At 59.1% G+C, this 22,832-nt stretch carries 14 protein-coding genes and 1 pseudogene; 7 read left to right on the forward strand and 8 right to left on the reverse strand.

The features are described from left to right. Positions 1 to 318 precede the first annotated feature (318 nt). Both amaA and amaB read right to left on the reverse strand, forming a co-directional pair. Positions 319 to 1,602: an L-pipecolate oxidase gene (gene amaA / locus AB4N84_RS07540; protein ID WP_460045817.1), complete on the reverse strand. Its 1,284-nt coding sequence runs from the start codon at positions 1,600 to 1,602 to the stop codon at positions 319 to 321. A gap of 279 nt (positions 1,603 to 1,881) precedes the next feature. Next, on the reverse strand, positions 1,882 to 3,372 hold the full coding sequence (gene amaB / locus AB4N84_RS07545; RefSeq protein WP_460045818.1) for an L-piperidine-6-carboxylate dehydrogenase: 1,491 nt from the start codon (positions 3,370 to 3,372) through the stop codon (positions 1,882 to 1,884). 174 nt (positions 3,373 to 3,546) lie between these two features. Here amaB and AB4N84_RS07550 point away from each other — a divergent pair, with 174 nt between their 5' ends. The 4 genes from AB4N84_RS07550 to AB4N84_RS07565 all read left to right on the forward strand — a co-directional run bounded on the left by AB4N84_RS07550 (position 3,547) and on the right by AB4N84_RS07565 (position 8,042). Next, the gene (locus AB4N84_RS07550) at positions 3,547 to 4,452 is read left to right on the forward strand and encodes a LysR family transcriptional regulator (protein ID WP_074751872.1); all 906 of its coding nucleotides are present in this window, start codon (positions 3,547 to 3,549) and stop codon (positions 4,450 to 4,452) included. A gap of 295 nt (positions 4,453 to 4,747) precedes the next feature. Next, positions 4,748 to 5,947: a nicotinate phosphoribosyltransferase gene (gene pncB / locus AB4N84_RS07555; protein WP_074751870.1), complete on the forward strand. Its 1,200-nt coding sequence runs from the start codon at positions 4,748 to 4,750 to the stop codon at positions 5,945 to 5,947. Between the two features lie 62 nt (positions 5,948 to 6,009). Beyond that, on the forward strand, positions 6,010 to 6,837 hold the full coding sequence (gene nadE, locus AB4N84_RS07560) for an ammonia-dependent NAD(+) synthetase (RefSeq protein WP_460045820.1): 828 nt from the start codon (positions 6,010 to 6,012) through the stop codon (positions 6,835 to 6,837). Between the two features lie 188 nt (positions 6,838 to 7,025). Beyond that, complete coding sequence (locus tag AB4N84_RS07565) at positions 7,026 to 8,042, forward strand: 2-oxoadipate dioxygenase/decarboxylase family protein (RefSeq protein ID WP_460045821.1); 1,017 nt, start codon at positions 7,026 to 7,028, stop codon at positions 8,040 to 8,042. A gap of 221 nt (positions 8,043 to 8,263) precedes the next feature. Here the strand turns inward: AB4N84_RS07565 and azu are convergent, their stop codons facing one another. Next, positions 8,264 to 8,710, reverse strand: a complete 447-nt coding sequence (gene azu, locus AB4N84_RS07570; protein ID WP_074751864.1) for an azurin — start codon at positions 8,708 to 8,710, stop codon at positions 8,264 to 8,266. Positions 8,711 to 9,142: 432 nt separating this feature from the next. Here azu and AB4N84_RS07575 point away from each other — a divergent pair, with 432 nt between their 5' ends. Continuing rightward, positions 9,143 to 9,319: a hypothetical protein gene (locus AB4N84_RS07575; protein ID WP_167362041.1), complete on the forward strand. Its 177-nt coding sequence runs from the start codon at positions 9,143 to 9,145 to the stop codon at positions 9,317 to 9,319. Between the two features lie 155 nt (positions 9,320 to 9,474). On the opposite strand, the gene AB4N84_RS07580 is transcribed toward AB4N84_RS07575, so the two are convergent. The 4 genes from AB4N84_RS07580 to AB4N84_RS07595 form a co-directional block, all read right to left on the reverse strand. Continuing rightward, positions 9,475 to 10,371 carry a transglutaminase family protein gene (locus tag AB4N84_RS07580; RefSeq protein ID WP_460045823.1) on the reverse strand — a complete coding sequence of 299 codons (897 nt, stop codon included), beginning with the start codon at positions 10,369 to 10,371 and terminating at the stop codon, positions 9,475 to 9,477. After that, positions 10,371 to 12,878 (reverse strand): circularly permuted type 2 ATP-grasp protein, encoded by a 2,508-nt coding sequence (locus AB4N84_RS07585; protein ID WP_460045824.1) that lies wholly within the window; start codon positions 12,876 to 12,878, stop codon positions 10,371 to 10,373. The genes AB4N84_RS07580 and AB4N84_RS07585 overlap by 1 nt, the downstream gene beginning before the upstream one ends. 144 nt (positions 12,879 to 13,022) lie before the next feature. After that, on the reverse strand, positions 13,023 to 16,316 hold the full coding sequence (locus tag AB4N84_RS07590; RefSeq protein WP_460045826.1) for a transglutaminase family protein: 3,294 nt from the start codon (positions 16,314 to 16,316) through the stop codon (positions 13,023 to 13,025). Between the two features lie 1,187 nt (positions 16,317 to 17,503). Further along, the gene (locus AB4N84_RS07595; protein ID WP_460045828.1) at positions 17,504 to 18,373 is read right to left on the reverse strand and encodes an NAD synthetase; all 870 of its coding nucleotides are present in this window, start codon (positions 18,371 to 18,373) and stop codon (positions 17,504 to 17,506) included. Positions 18,374 to 18,556: 183 nt separating this feature from the next. Here AB4N84_RS07595 and AB4N84_RS07600 point away from each other — a divergent pair. Further along, positions 18,557 to 19,045, forward strand: a pseudogene (locus AB4N84_RS07600) (Hcp family type VI secretion system effector). Positions 19,046 to 19,093: 48 nt separating this feature from the next. On the opposite strand, the gene AB4N84_RS07605 reads toward AB4N84_RS07600, so the two are convergent. After that, entirely contained in the window at positions 19,094 to 21,397 is a 2,304-nt protein-coding gene (locus AB4N84_RS07605) for a YgiQ family radical SAM protein (RefSeq protein WP_460045829.1), read from the reverse strand. Positions 21,398 to 21,659: 262 nt separating this feature from the next. Between AB4N84_RS07605 and AB4N84_RS07610 the strand changes: the two genes are divergently transcribed. Next, positions 21,660 to 22,832: an alginate lyase family protein gene (locus AB4N84_RS07610; RefSeq protein ID WP_460045830.1), complete on the forward strand. Its 1,173-nt coding sequence runs from the start codon at positions 21,660 to 21,662 to the stop codon at positions 22,830 to 22,832.

Raw genomic sequence — 22,832 nt, forward strand, 5'->3', positions numbered from 1 at the left:
ACAGAGTTGCTGTGAGCAAGTGGCGTGCCATCGGTTTTTTATTCTGAAAAAAGTCGTCGTTTTGTTGTTATTCGACTGTTTCTGGCCCTTTTTTACTGGGCGTGCAACCGTCTAAACCGCGCAAGGTGCAACCCTGCGACTTTTAAAGAGCAACCCTCCCGAGTTAACCGCGCAACCACAGCGACCTGACCTGTACAACCCTGTTGTTACAGCCTGCGTCACCGAACTGCACACCGTCGGTGCGGGACCGCTACGGGACGCACCATTTCAGGTTAGTGGATGCGCGAAAAAGCGTCGTTTTATGACAGATATTTCGCCTCAGATCACAATTCTGAGGCACTGCCCCGCATGGTATAGCGAAAAGCCAGCCTCATATAAAGAGCTTCTTAAACCGATGGCCGAGAGCGGCTGCATGCTGGCGAAGGGAATCGGCAGAACAGACGCATCGCCGCTGCACAAATAATCCGCGAATGCTTTACCGACCACCGTGCCGGTGGTGTTGCCACGGCCGTTGTAACCGGTCACCGCGACCAGTCCTGGTGCAGGCTCGAACATGCGCAGGAGATGATCGGGCGTAAACGCGATGCAGCCGGTCCAGGTGCATTCCCAGTCGACCTTTTTCAGGTACGGAAAATAGTGCTGCTGAACACGGTCGGCCCACGCTTTCAGGAACCAGGTCGGTTTTTGATTGCCGTTACCCAGACTGCCCAGCAACAGGCGGCCATCGGCATCGCGGCGAATGCTGCTCAGCACCTGACGAGTGTCCCACGAGCCTTGGCCGCCGGGCAGGATTTGCTGCGCAGCGTCTTCGGTCAGCGGTGCCGAGGCGACCTGATAGTAATAACCGGGAAAGAAGTTGCGACGCAGGTCAGTCCATTCACCTTCGGTATAGGCGTTGGACGCAATCACCACTTGATCGGCGATGAGCGATCCGTGTTCGGTGATCACACACCAGCGCTGCCCCTGACGTTCCAGGCGCTTGACCGGCGAGTGGTCGAAACGCTGGCCGCCCAGACGGGACACGGCTTCTGCGAGGCCGCTGGTGTAGGCCATCGGGTTGATCGTGCCGGCACGATGGTCGAGCAAGGCGGCGGTGATTTCTTTCGTGCCGGTCGCTTCCTGACAGGCCTTGCCGGTGAGCAACTCAATCGGAGCGCCGCGCCGTTTCCATTGTTCTTCGCGGCTGCGAAGGTCAATTTCGCCCTTGGCGTTGTGCGCCATGTGCAGCGTGCCCTTGCGGGTCGCCTGGCAATCGATGCCGTACTTTTCGATCAGGCTGAACACCAGCGACGGCGCATTGCCGAGCATGGTGTTGAGCTGGCTGCCGACTTTTTCACCGAAACCCGCCTCGATCTCGTCAGGCGGAATCCACAGCCCGGCGTTGACCAGCCCAACGTTACGTCCCGAGCCACCCTGCCCGGTGCGATGAGCTTCGACGATGGCGACTGTCTTGCCCTGTTCGAGCAGATGAATCGCCGCCGACAACCCCGTGATGCCTGCGCCGATCACGCACACATCGGCGCTCACTTCCCCTTTCAACGCTGGCGCCTCAGGCCTCTGCGGCGTCAACGTTTCCCACAGACATTCTTCGCGTAGCGGCATCGCAAAACCTCGAAAAGAGACACGTCTACCGATCGTTCCCATGCGCCGCGTGGGAACGCAGTTCATGACGCTGCGCGTCATACAAAAACGGACGCAGAGCGTCCATCAACACATGCCCACGCAGAGCGTGGGCACGATCATTAACCATGTGCTGCAGGGCAATACTTGTAGGAGCGCGCTTGCCCGCGATTGCGGTGGTTCAGAGACGTTGACGCCTACTGACATTCCGCAATCGCGGGCAAGCGCGCTCCTACAACGGGCAGCACTTACCTTACTGGATCAATCGAAGGTAATACCCTGCGCCAGCGGCAACTCGCGGGAGTAGTTCACGGTTGCGGTCTGGCGACGCATGTAGCCTTTCCACGAATCCGAACCGGATTCACGACCACCACCGGTTTCCTTCTCGCCGCCGAACGCGCCGCCGATCTCTGCACCACTTGGGCCAATGTTGACGTTGGCGATGCCGCAGTCACTGCCCAGCGCGGAGATGAACTGCTCGGCTTCACGCACGTCGGTGGTGAAGATGCACGAAGACAGGCCTTGTGGCACGTCATTGTTCAGGCGCACGGCATCAGTGAATTCGTCATAACCGACCACGTACAGAATCGGCGCGAAGGTTTCGCTGCGCACGACGTCGCTTTGCTCTGGCATCTCTACGATGGCAGGCGAGACGTAATACGCGTTCGGGAATTTGTCTGCCAACTGGCGCTTGCCGCCGAACACCTTGCCGCCTTCGCTCAGAGCCTGTTCCAGCGCTTCCTGCATGTTTTCGTAGCTTTGCCTGTCGATCAGCGGACCCACCAGATTGCCTTCCAGCGGATGACCGATGCGGACCTTGGCGTAAGCCGCTTTCAGACGCTCGACGAACTCGGCCTTGACCGACGAATGCGCGATCAAGCGACGCAGCGTGGTGCAACGCTGACCCGCCGTGCCGACGGCGCTGAACAGGACGGCGCGCACGGCCAGGTCCAGGTCCGCGCTCGGGGTCAGGATCATGGCGTTGTTGCCGCCCAGTTCCAGGATGCTGCGAGCGAAACGGGCAGCAATCTTCGGCGCGACTTCCCGGCCCATGCGCGTGCTGCCGGTGGCGCTGATGAGCGCAACACGGGTGTCGTCCACCAGCGCTTCGCCGGCTTCACGACCACCGACCACGCACTGTGCCAGGAACTGCGGCGCATCAGAAAACTCAGCCGCAACGCGATCGAACAGCGCCTGGCAGGCCAGTGCGGTCAGTGGGGTCTTTTCGGACGGTTTCCAGATCACGGAGTTGCCGCACACCAGCGCCAGCGCGGTGTTCCATGACCAGACCGCGACCGGGAAATTGAACGCGCTGATCACGCCGACCACGCCCAGCGGATGCCAGGTTTCACGCATGTGATGACCCGGACGCTCGGAGGCGATGGTCAGGCCGTACATCTGACGGGACAGGCCGACCGCGAAGTCGCAGATGTCGATCATTTCCTGCACTTCACCCAAACCTTCCTGGGTGATCTTGCCGGCTTCCCAGGACACCAGTTCACCCAGATCGGCCTTGTGCTTGCGCAGGGCTTCACCGAACAGTCGAATCAGCTCACCGCGACGGGGGGCAGGCACCTTGCGCCAGGCATCGAACGCGTGCTCGGCGCGGGTGATGCGCTGCTCGACTTCGGCGGCACCTTCCCAACTCACCGAAGCGACCTGGCTACCATCGATCGGCGTGTGAACAGGCTTGTCGCCTTTCTGATAAAGGGCAGGGTCGACGCCGAGGCGGGATAGAAGGTCGTTAAGCATGATTTCTCCTGGATTCTGTTGAGCCGTAAACACGAATGCGCAATGGTGGAATTCTGTGCAGGCATGGGTCATCGCGTCAGGCTCTAGTAATAGCTGGACTCAGTCAGTCCAACAAACGACGTTTAAGCGAGATATCATTCCGTTTTTTCATGCTGACGCTTAACAGGCCTGAATATGCTGAACAAACGCCACCTGCCTTCCGTCACGGCACTGCAATGTTTCGAAGCGGTGACCCGGCACCTGAGTTTTACCCGCGCCGCCGAAGAGCTGAACCTCACCCAAAGTGCGGTCAGCAAGCAAGTGGCGCAACTCGAAGAACTCGTCCAGCACCTGTTGTTCAGGCGCGTGCGTCGACGCCTGCAACTGACGCCCGCCGGTGCGTTGTACCTGGCCGAAGTGCGCAAGGTGCTCACGCAGATGGAGATGTCCACGCACTTCCTGCGCTCCTACGGCGGCGAAACCGAGGTCCTGCGCGTGTCCACGCCGTCGACCTTCGGCGCACGCTGGCTGGTCCCACGCCTAAAAGGCTGGCGCCTGCGTCATCCGCACATACACCTGGACCTGGTCAACGAACAGGAAAGCGACGATCTGGCGCAGAACCGCTGCGACATGTCGTTCTATTTCGGTCAGGGCGCGCGCCCGGGTGCAGAAAGCGTGAAGCTGTTCAGCGAGGAACTGGTCCCTGTTTGCGCGCCGGGCAGCCTGCCCGACACGCCTTTCACCGACCCCACACAACTGGCCGACCTCGTGCTGCTGCAGAACGCCCATCGCCCGCAGGCCTGGCATGAATGGTTCGAGGATCAGGGTTATCAGACCGAACACAGCTACCACGGCCCGCGCTTCGAGACCTTTTACATGTGCATCCGTGCGGCACAGGTCGGCTGCGGCGTCGCGCTGCTGCCAAAGTTTCTGGTCGAGGAAGAGCTGGCAGACGACAAGCTGATCATTCCCTGGCCGCACGCGCTCCCCAGCCGCGACGCCTACTACCTGGCGTACCCGGAACATGCGGCCGAAGTGCCGAAGATTCGTGTATTCGTGGAGTGGATGCTGGAGCAGCTGGATCAGCCTACGCCGCAGTGAGGCCCCTCACCTGATACCTGTAGGCGCGCTTGCCCGCGATTGCGGTGTTCCAGTTGACTAATGCGTTGCAGACACTCCGCAATCGCGGGCAAGCGCGCTCCTACAGGTGATCGGGCCCCGCTGAAACATTTCTGCCCCAACCCGCTCTGCGCTGGCATTATGTCCATCATCGTCAATAACAGACCGGACGTAGTGGCCTGGAGCCAACACCAGGCGTTGCCACAAGGTTGTATGCGACACCGACTTGAATTCCATGGGCCGCACCCTGGCGGCCGCTGCTGGCTGGAGCGACACAATGAGTGAGAGCGCTTTCGCGGATCGCATCGTGCAGAACCTGCTCGATACCGACCTCTACAAGCTGAGCATGATGCAGGCTGTGCTGCACAACTACCCCAACGTCGACGTTGAATGGGAGTTTCGCTGCCGTAACAGCGAAGATTTGCGGCCTTATCTGAAGGAAATACGCCACCAGATCGAACAGCTCTGCGATCTGTCCCTGAGCGTTGAAGAAACCGGCTTTCTGGAACGCATCACCTTCATGAAGCCGGATTTTCTGCGCTTCCTCGGCCTGTTCCGCTTCAACCTGCGGTACGTGCAAACCAGCATCGAGAACGACGAGCTGACCATCCGCCTCGCCGGCCCATGGCTGCACGTAATCCTCTTCGAAGTGCCGATCCTTGCCATCGTCAGCGAAGTGCGCAATCGCTACCGCAACCCCAACACCCTGCTGGTTCAGGCGCGCGATCAGCTGTATCGCAAGTTCGACTGGCTGACGGCCTCTGCCACGCCCGATGAGCTGGCCGAACTCAAGGTGGCTGATTTCGGTACCCGTCGGCGCTTTTCCTTCGCCGTGCAGGAAGACGTGGTCTCGGTGCTGAAGAAAGACTTTCCCGGTCAGTTCGTCGGCACCAGCAATGTGCACCTGGCCCGCAAATTCGATCTTAAGCCACTCGGCACCATGGCCCACGAATGGATCATGGCGCATCAGCAACTGGGCCCGCGCCTGATCGACAGTCAGATCGCCGCGCTCGACTGCTGGGTGCGTGAATACCGCGGCCTGCTCGGCATCGCGCTGACCGACTGCATTACCACCGACGCCTTCCTCGGCGATTTCGACCTGTTCTTCGCCAAGCTCTTCGACGGTTTGCGCCATGACTCGGGCGATCCCGTGCAGTGGGCCGAGAAATGCATCAAGCACTACCAGAAGCTCGGCATTGATCCGATGACCAAAACCCTGGTGTTCTCCGACGGCCTGAACCTGCCCAAAGCGCTGGAAATATTTCGCGCACTGCGCGGTCGGATCAACGTCAGCTTCGGCATTGGCACCAACCTGACCGCCGATGTACCGGGCATCGAGCCGATGAGCATCGTGCTCAAGATGACCGCCTGTGCAGGCCAGCCTGTGGCGAAGATTTCCGATGAACCGGGCAAGACGCAGTGCAAAGATCCTGAATTCGTGTCTTACCTGCGTCACGTATTCAAGGTGCCAGCCTGACTCGAGCACCCATCGCACCCTTTTTCATGCCTATTTTTCTTCTTCTGCATAAGGAGTAAATCATGCAAGCCGTACAGCTCGAGATCGCCAAGGCGCTCAAGGTCCAGGCCCCATTCGCCAACCAGGGTGAACTGGAAGCCGAAGTCGCGCGCCGCGTTCAGTTCATCAAGGACTGCCTGCAGAACGCCCGCCTGAAAGTCCTGGTGCTGGGCATCAGTGGCGGCGTCGACTCGTTGACCGCGGGCCTGATGGCGCAGCGCGCCGTGAAGGAACTGCGTGAAAGCACGGGTGACACCGCCTATCAGTTCATCGCCGTGCGCCTGCCGTATCACGTTCAGCACGACGAGCACGAAGCCACTGCCTCGGTTGATTTCATCAACCCGGACGAGCGTCACACGGTGGACATCGCGCCCTCCGTCAAGGCGCTGGTGGAGCAGGTGAAAGCCTTCGAAGGCCAGTCCGATGCGGCCGTGGATTTTGTCAAAGGTAACGTCAAAGCGCGCACGCGCATGGTCGCGCAGTACACCATCGCTGGCGTTCGCGGCGGCTTGGTGATTGGCACCGACCACGCGGCGGAGGCAGTCATGGGCTTCTTCACCAAGTTCGGTGACGGCGCCTGCGACCTCGCGCCGCTGAGCGGTCTGGTGAAAAACCAGGTGCGCGCCATCGCCCGCCACTTCGGCGCGCCGGAGAACCTGGTCGAGAAAGTTCCGACTGCTGACCTCGAGGACCTGATGCCCGGCAAACCGGACGAAGCGTCCCACGGCGTGACCTATGCCGAGATCGATGCCTTCCTGCATGGCGAGCCGCTGCGTCAGGAAGCGTTCGACATCATCGTCAACACCTACCGCAAAACCCAGCACAAGCGCGACCTGCCTTACGCGCCGTAACGCTTCGCTTTTGTAGGCGCGCGCTTGGTCTGGGCGCGCGCCTATGTTGGATTGGCGGGGTGTCATGACAGCAGCCGAAATCCCCGTTCATTCTGAAACGGAATGAACCCGTCGTTTTTTTTCGCTTGATGGCGCTCGCCATCGAGGCTTACATAGCGTCCTGACCTTCTCGCCCAGAGCCGCTACCCATGACTGCTTTCCAAGGCCTCTTCTCTCTCGTCGCTTCTACCGTTGGCCAGCCCGCTGCTGACTGGCTCGAACACCGTGTGGAAGTCCCTCAGGCGCTGCACAGCTTCTCCTGGAGCGAGGACGCGATTCATCGTGTGTGGCTCGCCGAGGCGCTGAACCTGTGCCTGTTCCGCAAGCTGGTCGACGCGGTGCCGGACGGCCTTCGTTACGTGGATGAGCAACACGAGAGCGGCCGTAAAGTGGTGTTCGATCACGGCGCAATCCGCACCGTGGACTGGGTGCAGAACGGCGAGCTGCCACGGGGCCGTCTGGCGTTTTCCCGTCTGTTGGAGCCCTTGGGTTTCACCGATGTACGCACTTATCCGCTGACCAAACTGAACATGACCGGTTGGGGCTATCGCCAGATGGACCTGCCGGAAGACATCGCCCAGTTTTTCGTGTCCGAACTGCACCCCGGTCGCCTGAGCGAAGCGTTCCAGAACGCTGTCAGCCGCGTCGTTGGCTCAAGCCGCGATCCGCTGAGCCACGAAGACCTGAGCATCCTCAAGCGCCTGCAATTGACCCGTCATTGCAGCCTCGAAGAAGCCACTCGGCTGCTGCCGAGCCTGTATCGCGCCTTCGGCCGCCAACACGGTGTCGTGCGGGAAGACGATTACCGCCAGTTGCTCAGCGAAAGCGCTGAAATGGCCTGGATCGCCACCGAGGGCAACAGCTTCAACCACCTGACCGATCGGGTCGAGCACCTGGAAGCCACGGTTCAAGAACAGATTCGGCGCGAGCGACCGATGAAGGACAGCATTGAGGTATCGGGGTCAGGACGCGTCATGCAGACGGCCTACAAAGCCTGCACCGTGAGCCGCGACCTGCTGGATGCCGACGGTGTCGTCAGAACGCACACGGTGCCGGGATCGTTTGTCGAGTTCATTCAGCGCAAGATCGACCCGGACAACGGCAAGATCGACCTGAACTTCGACAGCAGCAACGCGCAGGGGATTTTCAAGATGACCGCGTCCTGAGTACGCGAAACCTCGTGTAGGAGCGCGCTTGCCCGCGATGCGTATTCAAATCCGACACATCTACGTAGCCGGATGCATCTATCGCGGGCAAGCGCGGCGAAAGCGGTGGGTCAATTGCATCGCTGCTGAATGACACACCGCATTCGTCCGAATGCGGCCCATACCCTCGTAACCTCGGACGTCTCTCACAGGTATTGCGTCTTCCCGAGAACGTGCGAGGGTTACTTCAGCGTGATAGCGCCCTTCATCATGCTGATGTGGCCCGGGAACGAGCAGAAGAAACCGTACTTCTCTGCCGGATCCAGCTTCGACACGTCGATCTTCAACGAATCGGTTTCGCCGGCGCCAATGATCTTGGTATGAGCGATGACGCGCGCATCCCCTTCTTTCAGATACTGCTTGTCGATACCAGCGGCCAGGCCGTCGGTGGCGATTGGCTGCATGTCAGCTTCTTTACTGATCACCAGGTTATGGCCCATGACGTTCTTCGGCAGGTTGCCGGAGTGCTTCAGGTTGACCGTGAATTCCTTGCAGCTCTTGTCGATCTCAATCGCTTTGGTGCTGAACGTCATCTGGTCGGTCGAATCGACCTCGACCGAGCATTCAGCCGCCAACAAATGCCCACTGGCCAGCGTCAGCAGGGATGCAGCAACAAGCTTGCGAATCATGATGAGTCTCCTGAATGGGGTTGCTCTTGGTTTTTTTGTATACAAAGAGTGCCCTAACTTTAAACAATTTATCAACAGCTTATTATGAAACATGTCTGGGTCGGCTCTATCAGGCCCATCGAGACAATCAAGCAGCGGACAATACACTGCCCTCCTAAGATGGCGCTGTCACTCATCAATTAGGACGATCTTCATGCAACTCAATAGCCTTTTTCGCAGTTTGCTTGCCGCCTATGCCTGCGGTTCCAGCGGCAATTACAGCAGCGCAGCCCAAGACTACAGCGATTACCGGCGCGCCTGATGCAGGGCCTGAACGCCTGAATTCTTGCCGTTGCGCGAGCGCGGACGAAGGCTGCGCGAAAAATACAACGCCGGGTAAGCGTCGTTCTCAGGCAGAATGACGGGACTTATCGCCTGCCTCGAGGATTGCCCATGGCCAAACCCAACTATTCCTTTGCCAAACGTCAACGCGATCTGGCTAAAGAGCAGAAGAAAGAAGAGAAAGCACAGCGCAAACAGGCCGAAAAGGCCGAAGCACTGGCTGGAGAAGATGAGGCTGTAGAAGGCGAGACTGCCGAGCAGCAGAGCGAAGAAAAGCCGGCTGAATGACCCGAATTGCGGTTCCCTGACCCGCAGAATCTGGGCAGGGGCAACATCCTGTAGGAGCGCGCTTGCCCGCGATGCGTATTCAAATCCGACACATCTACGTAGCCGGATGCATTTATCGCGGGCAAGCGCGCGCCTGCAATGCGCACAACGCCCGCCTACCCCGCAATCGGCATCACGGTCACCCGCACTTCGGGATCATGATTGCCGCCGCCCAGAATCACGCCGCGTAGCGGAGAAACATCGGAAAAGTCCCTCCCCCACGCCAGACTGATGTGCTCCAGCGCCGGCTGGATATTGTTGGTCGGATCGAAATCCACCCAACCCAGCACCGGGCAAAACACCGATACCCAGGCATGCGACGCATCCGCCCCAATCAGCCGGGGTTGGCCCGGCGGTGGCTGGGTCAGCAGATAACCGCTGACATAGCGCGCTGCCAGCCCACGTGAACGCAGACACGCGAGCATCAAGTGCGCGAAGTCCTGACAGACCCCACGCCGTGTCTCCAGCACCTCCACCAACGGCGTCGCCACTTGAGTCGCTTCGCCATCGAACGTGAACTCGTCGAAAATCTTTTCCATCAACGCCTGCGCGCACAACAGCATCGGCCTGCCTGCCGGGAAGCAGCTGGCCGAAAAATCGACGAACGACTGCTTCAAATGCACGTACGGCGATTCAAAGCGATAGCGGCACGCATCGAGAATGTCCGGGGACATCTTCGACGCGCTGTAAGTGAGCGTGCTGCGGGTGTGATCCCACGCAGCCGACTGCTGGAAATCCAGTACGGGACGCTCCAGCACTTCGATGCGCAAACGCGCATTGACCTGTAATTCGTCATGCGGGCGCTCGAACGCCAGGCGCGTCAGCGGGTTGCCGAACACGTCCAGTTCGTCGCGGCGGCTGGTGGGCGTCGGGCTGATCACAAGATGCTGTTCCAGGCAACGCTGCCAAGGACTGCGTCGCGGCCACAAATGCGCGAGTTGCTGCGCCAGCGAAACCGGGCTGTCGTACTTGTAATGGGTGTCGTGAAGGATCTGGTAATGAGCGCTGTTCATCAGACGGACACCGTGCGCTGGCTGACATCATCGACATGAGCAAAATGGCGCAAGGCCAGGCGGTCAGACACCTGACCGCTGACCTCGCCGATGCCGTGCAGTAAATCCGCCAGCCCATGCAACGCAGCCTTGACGCTGCTTTCCCCGAACAGACCGTCCTCCAGGCACCCCAGATCGAACGTGGCCAAGCGTTGGGTCAGCGCTGCCAGACTGCGATCCTGCGGTGCGCCGAAATCTTCGTTCAAACGCTTCACCGAACGGGTCACCAGCTTGAGCTGGAACAGGACCGCGTGCGGGTTCTGGTCATCGAGCAGCAGCAAGTCGAGCACCGGGATCAACTGCGGCAACGCCAGATAACGTGAACGGTAGGTAATGCTGCTGTTGCCCAGCTCCAGCACCCAGTCCAGCGCGTCCTGATCGAACACCGCATCGCTGCGCAGGAACGCTGCCAGACTCGTGCTGAGGAACTGCAGGCGCTCGATACGCCGACCAATCATCAGGAAACGCCAGCCTTCGTCACGCGTCATGTCGTCGAGGGCGAAGCCTGACAGCGCCGCCAGAGACATCACCAGTCGGTTGAGGAAATCCAGCAGTTCGCCGAAGTCAGGGTCATCGGTTTCAAGGTTGGTGGCTTCGCGCTGCAATTCCACCAGCGCCTGCCAGTTCTCGCGGGACAACTTGCCGCGCACCTGCGACGCCGCCCACTGCAAACGTTGCAGGTTGGAACGCAGGCTGAACGGCCAATCGTCACCGAGCAGCGCGGCGAGCAAGCGTTGATGCAACGCAGAGCCCTCCTCGTCCTCTTCATCCACGCGGGGAACCAGATTCAAGCGTTCGCCCAGCTCGATAGCGGCCTGCAGCGCCAGTGGATCATCGCCGTCGACATAGCGCGCCAGCATGATCCGCAGCAAACGCGCGCTGTCGTCGCAACGTTCGCAGTAACGACCGAACCAGAACAGGTTTTCCACCACCCGCGACGGCAAGTAGGGGTCGCGGCGAATCAGGTCGTGCACGCCCAACGAACGACGGCCTTTCCAAGGTTCGCTGCCCAGCGTGCGTTCGCCGAGAATCCAGGTGTCCTTGCTGGCACCGCCGCGTTGCATCGACACCACGTCGGCGTCAGCATCGGCCGCCACGCGGGTCAGGCCACCTGGCAGGACGCGGTAGCCGTCCTCGGTCGCGACGGCATACACCCGCATGCCGATCGCGCGAGGCTGCAACTGCCCTTCCTCGCCCTGCCAGACCGGCGCTTGGGACAGTTGCGCCAGCTCTTGGGCCACGTACGCATAGGGCCGGGCCTGCATGCGCGCGGCCAACGCCTGGCGCTGCTCGTCATTAAGGTCGCGTCCAAAAACGGGCGCGAAGCTCTGGGACGGGAACGCCGGTTTGATCAGCAGCTCAGGCATCTTCTCCAGTGCCTGGGCCAGGACAGGCGGTTCGCCGCACCACCAGGTCGCCACAGACGGCAGAATCAGCTCTTCACCAAACAGGTGCTCATTGATCTTCGGCAAAAAACCCAGCAAGCCGGGCGATTCCAGTACGCCACTGCCCAGCGCGTTGGCGACCAGAACGCGCCCCTGACGCACGGCTTCCAGCAAGCCCGGCACACCGAGCGCTGAATCGGTACGCAGCTCCAGCGGGTCGCAGAAATCATCGTCCAGACGCCGCATGATGGCGTGGACGCGGCGCAGGCCGCTGAGTGTTTTCAGGTACACCGTGGCATCACGCACGGTCAGGTCACTGCCTTCGACCAGTGGATAACCTAACTGGCCTGCGAGATAGAGGTGTTCAAAGTAACTTTCGTTGAATCGTCCCGGCGTCAGCAATACCACCAGTGGCACTTCGTTGCTGCTGGGTGCCTGACGTGTCAGGGTTTCCTGCAACGAACGGAAAAAGCCCGACAGGTGCTGCACTTCCAGATCGCGGTACAGCTCCGGAAAGGCCCGGGACACGATCAAGCGGCTTTCCAGGGCGTAACCGGCACCTGACGGCGCCTGGGTCCGGTCCGCCGTGACCCACCAGCGACCGTCCGGCGTGCGCGCAAGGTCGACTGCATACACATGCAGGAAAGTCCCTTCCGGTGGCGTCACGCCTTGGCACGGCCAGAGAAAATTGTTGTGACCAAAGACCAGTTCGGCCGGCAGCAATCCCTCGGCAATCAGGTCCTGCGGACCGTAGAGGTCAGCCAGCACCGCATTGAGCAGACGGGCGCGCTGAGCGATGCCGGCCGCAACCTGCTGCCATTCCTCGACCGGAATCAGATGCGGCAGCAAGTCCAGCTCCCACGGGCGATCGGCGCCCTTGGGATCGGCATAGACGTTGTAGGTGACACCGTTTTCCTGAATCTGCCGGGCCAGCAGCGCTTGGCGCTGAATCAGTTGCGCGGGCGTGCTGCGCTGCAGATGCTCGTAGAAGCGCAGCCAGTGCGGCCGGACTTCGCCACTGGCGTCGAGCATCTCGTGATAAGTCGCCGCACTCAGCGGATATTGGTCAAGCAGGTCGGGCATGGAAGGCTCGGCAGACAGCTATAGGGCTTGATTACGCAGGGGTTAGATTAGCGCAGACAACATGACACGCAGTGGCTTGCTTCCCTGCGGCCGCTTTCGGGGTCGTATTGCCTGACGCATGACGTCAGGCAATGTGTCCGGGCCTTACCGATGCAGACGCATGTCCAGCGTCATCGGCATTTCATCGTTGATGGTGAGTGCAGGAACGTCTAGCTTGCCCGGGCTGTGGCCGAGGCGGAAAAACCGCGACAGGCGCCGGCTTTCGGCTTCGTTGGCGTTCACCGGCAGGGTTTCGTAGTTGCGACCACCAGGATGCGCGACATGATACTCGCAGCCACCCAGTGAGCGCTGCATCCAGGTATCCAGAATGTCGAACACCAGCGGCGCGTGAACCGGAATCGTCGGTTGCAACGCGTTGAACGGCTGCCAGGCGCGATATCGAACGCCCGCGACGAACTCGCCAACACGCCCCGTCGGTTGCAACGGCACCGGAATGCCGTTGCACGTCAGCACATAGCGTTGCGGCGGCAATCCCGTGACCTTGAGCTGCAGACGCTCCAACGACGAATCCACGTAGCGAACCGCACCGCCCGCTGCACCTTCTTCACCCAGCACATGCCAGGGTTCCAGCGCCTGACGCAGTTCCAGTTCGATGCCACTGACCGCGTAATCACCGACCTTCGGGAAGCGAAACTCCAGATGCGCCGCGAACCACTCGGCACGCAGCGGATAACCCGCGCCATTGAGGTCGACGATGACGTCGGCGAAGTCCTGCTCAATGAAGTGCGGCAACATGAAACGGTCGTGCAGTTCGGTGCCCCAGCGGGCGAGTTTGGGCGGTGCATAGGGTTCACGCCAGAATCGCGCGACCAGCGCACGGAGCAATAACTGCTGCGCCAGGCTCATGCGAGCATGAGGCGGCATTTCGAACGCACGCAGCTCCAGCAGCCCCAGACGGCCTGTCGCGCCATCGGGCGAGTACAGCTTGTCGATGCAGAACTCGGCGCGGTGGGTGTTGCCCGTGACGTCGATCAGCAAGTTACGCAACAGACGGTCGACCAGCCAAGGCGCGCACGCTTCACCGGGTGCAGGCATTTGCGAAAAGGCGATTTCCAGCTCGTACAGGGAGTCGTTGCGCGCTTCGTCGACGCGTGGCGCCTGGGACGTCGGACCGATGAACAGCCCGGAAAAGAGGTACGACAGCGATGGGTGGTTGTGCCAATAGCTGAGCAGACTGCGCAGCAGATCGGGCCGCCGCAGGAACGGAGAGTCGCCGGGCGTGGCGCCACCGAGCACAAAGTGGTTGCCGCCTCCGGTGCCGGTATGGCGTCCGTCGATCATGAATTTTTCAGTGGTCAATCGGGTCAGGCGCGCCTGCTCGTAGAGGAACTCGGTGCGCTCGACCAGTTCGTCCCAGCTGGACGACGGCTGCACGTTGACTTCGATGACGCCGGGGTCCGGCGTAATGCGGAAATTGGCCAGACGGGGATCGCTGGGCGGCTCGTAGCCTTCCAGGAGGACCGGGCAGTGCAGTTCCTCAGCGGTTGATTCGATCGCAGCGACCAGCTCAAGGTAGGCCTCAAGTGACTGCAAAGGCGGCATGAAGAGGTACAATCTGCCGCCGCGCACTTCGGCACCCAGCGCGGTGCGCGTCAGCCAATCGGCCGATTCGTCGACGGCAGGCGCCCGCTCAGCACCCGGATTCTCCTGTTCGGTCAAACCGTCCAGCTTGGCCTGAACCTCGTCACGGTCCGGCAGATCAGGGAAATCCTGATTGTGGTCGGTCGGGTGGATGTACGGATATTCGGCAGCCTTGACCCACGGCTGCGACGCCAGCGGCAATCGATAACCGAGCGGGGAGTCCCCCGGCACCAGGCGGCAATGCTCGTCACGCAGGTACCAGCGACCGCTCTGCCAGCGATCATCGGCCGCGGTACGCGCCAGTGGCAGAACATGGCCGATGACCTTGTCCAACCCTTGCGAGAACACTTTGCTCAGCCGCGCCCGCTCAAGCTCGTCACCCAGGCGCGAGTCTTCGGCCGTGACGTTCTTGGGCAGCGCACCTTCGCGCCACAGGTAATAGAAGTTGTCTTCATAAGCGGGAAATACATAGCGCGCCGGCAGCTTCAGCCGCTCGGCAACACTGCGCAGAAAACGCCCCGCCGTCTCGCTGTCGGTGCCGTAATCTTCGTTCTCATCGGCGATCAGCGCATTGTTGCGCCACACCGGTTCACCATCTCGACGCCAGAAGCAGTTCAGCGACCAGCGTGGCAACTGCTCGCCCGGGTACCATTTGCCCTGACCGAAATGCACGATGCCCTGCGGCGCGTAATGCGTGCGCATACGCTGGAACAGTTCGGCGGAGAGCTCACGCTTCTTCGGCCCCAGTGCAGCGGTATTCCACTCGCCACCGTCACGGTCATCGATGGACACGAAGGTGGGTTCGCCCCCCATCGTCAGACGTACGTCATGCGCAAGCAGATCGGTGTCGATCTGTCGGCCCAAGGCCTGAATCTCAAGCCACTGGGCTTCGGTATAGGGCTTGGTGACGCGTGGCGCCTCCCAGATCCGTTCCACCGACATCTCGTGACTGAACTCGGTTTCGCACGGCTCGACCAGGCCACTGATCGGCGCTGCAGAAGACGGCTCCGGGCTGCACGCCAGCGGAATGTGCCCTTCACCGGCAAAGAGCCCGGACGTGGCGTCCAGACCCACCCAGCCTGCGCCCGGCAGATACACCTCACACCAGGCGTGCAGGTCAGTGAAATCAACGTCTGTGCCAGACGGACCGTCGAGGGCCTCGACATCGGCTTTGAGCTGAATCAGATAGCCGGACACGAACCGCGCCGCCAGTCCCAGATGACGCAGCAGCTGCACCAGCAGCCAGGCCGAGTCGCGACAGGAACCCGAGGCGTTTTCAAGGGTAAATTCCGGCGTCTGGATGCCCGGTTCCATGCGGATCAGGTAACCGATATCGCTGGCCAGACGCTGGTTGAGGTTCACCAGAAAGTCGATGGCCGGGATCGGCGTGCGGTCAATGCTGTCCAGATACGCCTGAAACCTGGGCGTCAACGGCAGCTTTTCCAGATAGGGCAGCAGCTCGTGGTGCTCTTCCTTCGCATACGTGAAGGGGATCTTCTCGGCGTAGGGCTCGAGGAAGAAATCGAACGGGTTGAACACCGCCATCTCGGCGACCAGATCGACTTCGATCCGCAGCTCATCGGTCTTTTCCGGAAACACCAACCGCGCCAGGTAATTACCTTGCGGGTCTTGTTGCCAGTTAATGAAGTGATTCTCAGGCAGGACTTTAAGCGAATAGGACAACACACGCGTGCGGCTATGAGCCGCCGGACGCAAGCGCACAATCTGCGGACCCAGTTCTACCGCGCGTTCGTAGCGGTAATGAGTGACGTGGTGCAAGGCAATGTGAATCGACACGGCGTGCCTCCTGCGAGCCTGGACGGTAGCGGAACCGCGCAAGACTTATGCCATCCAGGCAAGTCCGGCGCCTTCGGCGTTGAGGGTGCTCGCTCAGCTAAGCACAGCACCAAAATTGCGCCAGCTTCGGCGGATGGTGCAAGGGTCGCACGGAAATGAGGCGGAGACTGAAGTCTTTTTTGCTTCCGCGTCGGCAGGGTAGGAAAGCTACTCTCGGGCTTCCATTTTGTACATCAAACGCATATGCCTTAGCGCTGCAATAAATAGCATGATAAAAATGGTGTACATCGTTATCCCCAACCAAAATCCAGCAGGGTCTTCGCTTAGGGTATGACGTGTAAAAGGTTGGCCTCTACCACCGAGCAATATGTAGCCGCTCGCGAAACCGTCATAGATCTGGTAACCCATCCCACCGATAAGTAGAAGTACGACCAATGCTCCTATCGGGTATGTGATCTTGTTCCTGGCCTGCCTTTGTCGAGCTGCGGCCTCCGTTGCTTGATCCCTTAGCCTATTGTTTGCCGCTATGTCTTTCCTTGAGTGCCTACCTTTGGGTGGCTCAATTCCCCGGGCTGCCTTTTTAGCCTCACCGGAATTGTTGTCAACTTGTTTCCTCATGAACAACTCCTATCAACTGCTTCGCGCTTTTTAAAGCAAGCCCTCTTAGGCGCCCACCTGCACTTGCAACTTACCGATCGACAACCTTACCGGACTCCGTATTTCCGTTCTGCTCAAGTCGAGGACACAACATCTACAGCGTTTTTTGACGTCGCATTTTATTGCCCTCAAGCCAAAGGACCATTCGACGATATTTTCCAGAATTCAAGCAATAAAGGCCGCTCAAAGGACAGATCAGCGCGAGACAAGACAAAGCAATCGGAGGCGAGTAACTTATAGCAGCGAGCGATACGACGAAAAAGAACACAAAAATTCCTACCATACCCGTAACCCATCCTGCCCTCCCTCGTGCAATCATAAAACAGAACAACGTCTGAAAAGTTCCAAACAGAATAGACAGAGCGCAAAAAAACTTGGCTTGATCGAGAAACGCTAAATCAGCCCAATACGTAACCATTACAAGAAATAAACTAAAAGCGCATGAGGCCACTCCTAGATAGAACGAGCACATAAAAACGCCAAAATGCTTGCGGCGAAATTCTAGACCATCCTTCCAACCAAACATTCACCTACTCCTCATAAAGCCCAATAGCCAGAGGCTGTAGATTTCCAGACCTGAAACTTCCCCAAACTGCCAACATGGCAGCTGCCAAGTCCTTTCGCTGGATTCGCAGTTGCTGACGTATTTCGGAGTTAGTAATTCGCCCAGACAGATGAGTCGCTTGCATTCGGTACTGATGGAGCTCTATTGTCAAATTCAGCCTTTCCCTAGGTGATAGCCCCTTGAGGACGCTATTAAGAGACTTGCCAGTTGCCGCTCGTGTAGCCAGTACAAATCGGACGGTCACATATATCGAAGCCCCAGCGCCAGCGAGCGTAATTCGATCAAGCATCAAGTTCATGTCTTCAAACCAAGCTTGTGAATCCAACTCATCCAACTTGCTTGGAGCGAATATCTCGCCGACAATGCGCCCTGCGCCTACAATGCACTGAGCTGTGCCGGCGACTGCAGATGACAGCGCTACTACCGAAACAAAAACACTTGCCCCAGCCGTCACTGGTGCTGCCAGTCCGCCACCAAAAAAAACGCTCCAACTCAAATAAGCACCGGAACATGCGATTGCGGCCCCGATTGCCTCAGCTACTATCTTAGACTCACGTGGATTATGCTCTAACTCACGAGCAAATTCCTGAACCGCCATAAACCTTGGCACTTCACGCAGAATGACCCGCTTAACCGATATACTGCAAATCGCCTGAAACTCCCTCAGCGTCACGACATTGAAATCGCTATCGATGTAAACGACACCGGCCCCAACGATAGCCGGATCGGCATCGATGACGCGGAATAGCTGCTTGAGATCAATAGCGTTTTCAATGCGATCCCTCGCCTGACTGCGCGCGACTGAAAAACCATCCCGAAGTGATAGCCTGCTCATCTTTTTTCCTTCGTTGAATGAGAGCGAACGAGAATAGGCATCCAAAACCGCAGACGATGTAGGAAGTTTTTCTTTATCTCGTATGAACGATCCTGATCTGCTCTTAGCGTATTGCTCTTGGGAGCCGAGTGAGAAAAGGTGCGCGACGACAACTCGTCGACGACTATTTTTCAGGGAGTGTTCATGGCTATCGATATGTTTTTGAAGTTGGGCGACGTCAAGGGTGAGTCGATGGACAGCGTCCACAAGGATGAAATCGACATTCATTCGATGCAGTGGGGGATGGCGCAATCGGGCTCAATGCACCAGGGAGGCGGTGGTGGCGCGGGCAAGGTGAGCATGCAGAACCTGAGCTAGAGGAAGTCTCTGGACAAGGCTTCGCCTAACTTGATGATGGCCTGTTCCAGCGGAAAACATTATCCAGAAGCCACTCTGACGGTGCGCAAGGCCGGTGGCAGCGCACCCGTCGAATACATGATCATCACCCTCAAGGAAGTGATGGTGGCGTCCTATCAAACGGACGCGGGAAACAGTGACGAAACACTCAAAGAGGACATCACCCTTAACTTCGGCAAGGTCGAAGTCGCCTATCAGCCACAGAAGGCCGATGGCAGCAAAGACGGCGGCCCGGTCAAGTTCGGCTGGAACATCCGCGAAAACGTAAAGATGTAAAAACAAAAACGCCAGCTCGAAAGCTGGCGTTTTTTGGGGCGGTATCGCTTAGCGCGGGAACACCGGCTGACGCGATGGCTTCTTGCCGCCTTTACCGCCTTTGGCTGCATCGGCACGCTCCTTGGCGGCCTGTTTGTTGCGAGCCGCTGCGGCAGCCTTAGCCTCTTCGCGTTTGTCCCACGGCTTGCTGCCGTCGCTGCCACGTTGCGGCAGGCCGGTATGCTGGGTCAGGATCTTCGTGGTTTTGGCCACCTTATGACTGCCAGCCGGCGTCGAATTCTTGCGACGGGCGCTCTGGTAGCTGTCGGTTTCCGGTTGATGCAGCGGGATCAGCTGGTTTTTACCCGGACCGATCAGATCGGCACGGCCCATACGCTCCAGCGCCTCACGCAGCATCGGCCAGCCTTTCGGATCGTGATAACGCAGGAACGCCTTGTGCAGACGGCGTTGCTCTTCGCTCTTGACGATGGTCACCGAGTCGCTCTTGTACGTGACCTTGCGCAGCGGGTTCTTGCCGGAGTGATACATGGCGGTCGCGCTGGCCATCGGTGACGGGTAGAACGCCTGCACTTGGTCGGCCCGGAAACCGTTGCCCTTGAGCCACAGCGCCAGATTCATCATGTCTTCATCGGTGGTGCCGGGGTGAGCGGCGATGAAGTAAGGGATCAGGTACTGCTCTTTACCGGCCTCTTTCGAATACTTCTCGAACATGCGCTTGAACTTGTCATAGCTGCCAATGCCCGGCTTCATCATTTGGTTGAGCGGACCTTCCTCGGTGTGTTCCGGGGCGATCTTCAGGTAACCACCGACGTGGTGCGTCACCAGCTCTTTCACGTACTCCGGCGATTCGACTGCGAGGTCATAACGCAGGCCGGAAGCAATCAGGATTTTCTTCACACCCGGCAGTTCGCGAGCGCTGCGGTACAGCTGAATCAGCGCCGAGTGATCGGTGTTCAGGTTCGGGCAGATGCCCGGGAACACACACGACGGCTTGCGGCACGCGGATTCGATTTCCGGGCTTTTGCAGGCGATGCGGTACATGTTCGCGGTCGGCCCGCCGAGGTCGGAAATCACGCCGGTGAAGCCCGGAACCTTGTCACGGATTTCTTCGATTTCACGGATGATCGAGTCGTGGGAACGGTTCTGGATGATCCGGCCTTCGTGCTCGGTGATGGAGCAGAACGTACAGCCGCCGAAGCAGCCACGCATGATGTTCACCGAGAAACGGATCATGTCGTAGGCGGGAATCTTTTCCTTGCCGTACACAGGGTGCGGGACGCGCGCGTACGGCATGCCGAACACGTAGTCCATTTCTTCGGTGGTCATTGGAATCGGCGGCGGGTTAAACCAGACATCGACTTCACCATGCTTCTGGACCAGCGCACGGGCGTTGCCCGGGTTGGTTTCCAAATGCAGCACGCGGTTGGCGTGGGCATACAGCACAGGGTCGTTGCGCACCTTTTCCATGGACGGCAGACGGATGACCGTCTTGTCGCGGGTCATGCGCGGGCTCGCCAGGATCTGCACGACCTTGGCTTCGTTCGGGTCTTCTACCGGGCCTTTTTCCTGCTCGATGGCACAGGCTTCGGTGTCCTGAGTGTTGACGTACGGGTTGATGATCTTGTCGACCTTGCCCGGACGGTCGATACGCGTGGAATCGACTTCGTACCAACCTTGCGGTGTGTCACGACGAATGAACGCCGTGCCGCGCACATCGGTGATGCTTTCGATGGTTTCGCCACAGGACAGGCGGTTGGCCACTTCGACGATCGCGCGCTCGGCGTTGCCGTACAGCAGGATATCGGCGCTGGCGTCGATCAGAATCGAGTTGCGAACCTTGTCCTGCCAGTAGTCGTAGTGCGCAATGCGGCGCAGCGAAGCTTCGATGCCCCCCAAAACGATCGGCACGTTCTTGTAGGCTTCCTTGCAGCGCTGGCTGTAAACCAGGCTCGCGCGATCCGGACGCTTACCCGCCATGCCGCCTGGTGTATACGCGTCATCGGAACGGATTTTCTTGTCCGCGGTGTAGCGGTTGATCATCGAGTCCATGTTGCCGGCCGCGACGCCGAAAAACAGATTCGGCTCGCCGAGCTTCATGAAGTCGTCTTTGGATCTCCAGTCTGGCTGGGCAATGATCCCGACGCGGAAGCCTTGCGACTCCAGCAGCCGGCCAATGATCGCCATGCCAAACGACGGGTGATCGACGTACGCATCACCGGTCACGATGATGATGTCGCAGGAATCCCAGCCAAGCTGATCCATTTCTTCCCGGCTCATTGGCAGGAAAGGCGCTGGCCCGAAACATTCGGCCCAGTACTTCGGATAGTCAAATAACGGCTTGGCTGCTTGCATGTCAGGACCTACGTGTTTGCACGTTGGAAAAATCGCGGGCGCGGAATATAGCACAAATTTTGATCAAATCCGACTGTAACGCTCAGCTTAATTGAAGCCATCCATCGCCGTACCTGCCAAGCCCCTATCTGCGTCGGGCAGCCGCCAGCAGGCCTTGCTCAATATTTCTCTTGCCCGTCAAAGGCATCTCTGATTAACCGCAAATAAGCACCTTTTATGCGTGTCGACGGCCGCATCCCTGAAAACAACAAGAGAACGAACGATGATCAGACGCCCTATCACCCTTGGTTTCACAGCACTGGCCTGGGGCATCGCCCTCAATGCCTCTGCCGAAGGTTTCGTGCATCCCGGAATATTGCTCGACGCAAAGAGATTGGACTTCGTGCGAAACGCCATTCATGAACAGCGCTCGCCCTGGAAGGAAGCCTATCTTGCGATGATGACCGATCCGCTGGCAGCGCTTGATTATCAGCCAAGTCCTTGGTCAACCGTGGAATGTGGCCCGTTTTCAAAACCTGACAAAGGCTGCGAAGAGGAAGTGCGAGACGCTCAAGCGGCGTACACCCAAGCCTTGGCGTGGTCTTACAGTGGTGAAGATCGGTATGCCGAAAACGCGATCACGATCATGAACGCTTGGGCGGCCACACTGCAACACGGCCACACAAACTCAAACGCCCCCTTACAGGCCGCGTGGTCGGCTCAACTATGGACGCGGGCGGCAGAAATCATCCGCCACCGCAGTCAAAAGTGGGCGCAGGCAGATGTTGAGCGCTTCTCGCACATGCTGCGCACGCAATATCTGCCCGACATCCAGCGCGGTGAAGCGCAACGTATTGGGGTTTGTCACTACGGCAACTGGCAGGCCAGCGGAATCGAGGCGCAGATCAACATTGGCATCTTTCTGGATGACCGTGCGATGTATGACAAAGCGGTGGCCCAGTGGCGGAAGCGGTTGCCAGCGTTTGTTTATCAAGAAGCCGATGGCCCACTGCCTGTCGTACCGCCGGATTGCGCCAAGACCGATGAGCAACTGATTGCGTACTGGGAAGGCCAAAAAACGTTCGTCGACGGCCACGCGCAGGAAACCTGCAGGGACCTTGAGCACACCGCCTATGGGTTGGCAGCATTTATCAACGTGGCCGAAACCGCTTATGTTCAAGGCCTGGACTTATACGGCGCCGAATCAAAACGCCTACGTGACAGCATGGAGTTTCATGCCCGAGCAAAAAATGAAGGTGCCACGCCACCATGGTTATGCGGCGGCAAGCTGGTCGGGGATCTGAACGGAACATTTGAGGTGGCCTACAACCATTACGTCAACCGACAGAGCTTTAAATTGCCCGAGACCCAGCTTTGGCTGATCCAGCGGCGTCCGGCCAAAGGCTATTTTCATTACCTGTGGGAGACCCTGACGCACGCCGACACCGGCGCCTGA

This window comes from Pseudomonas sp. S2_H01 (assembly GCF_054668305.1).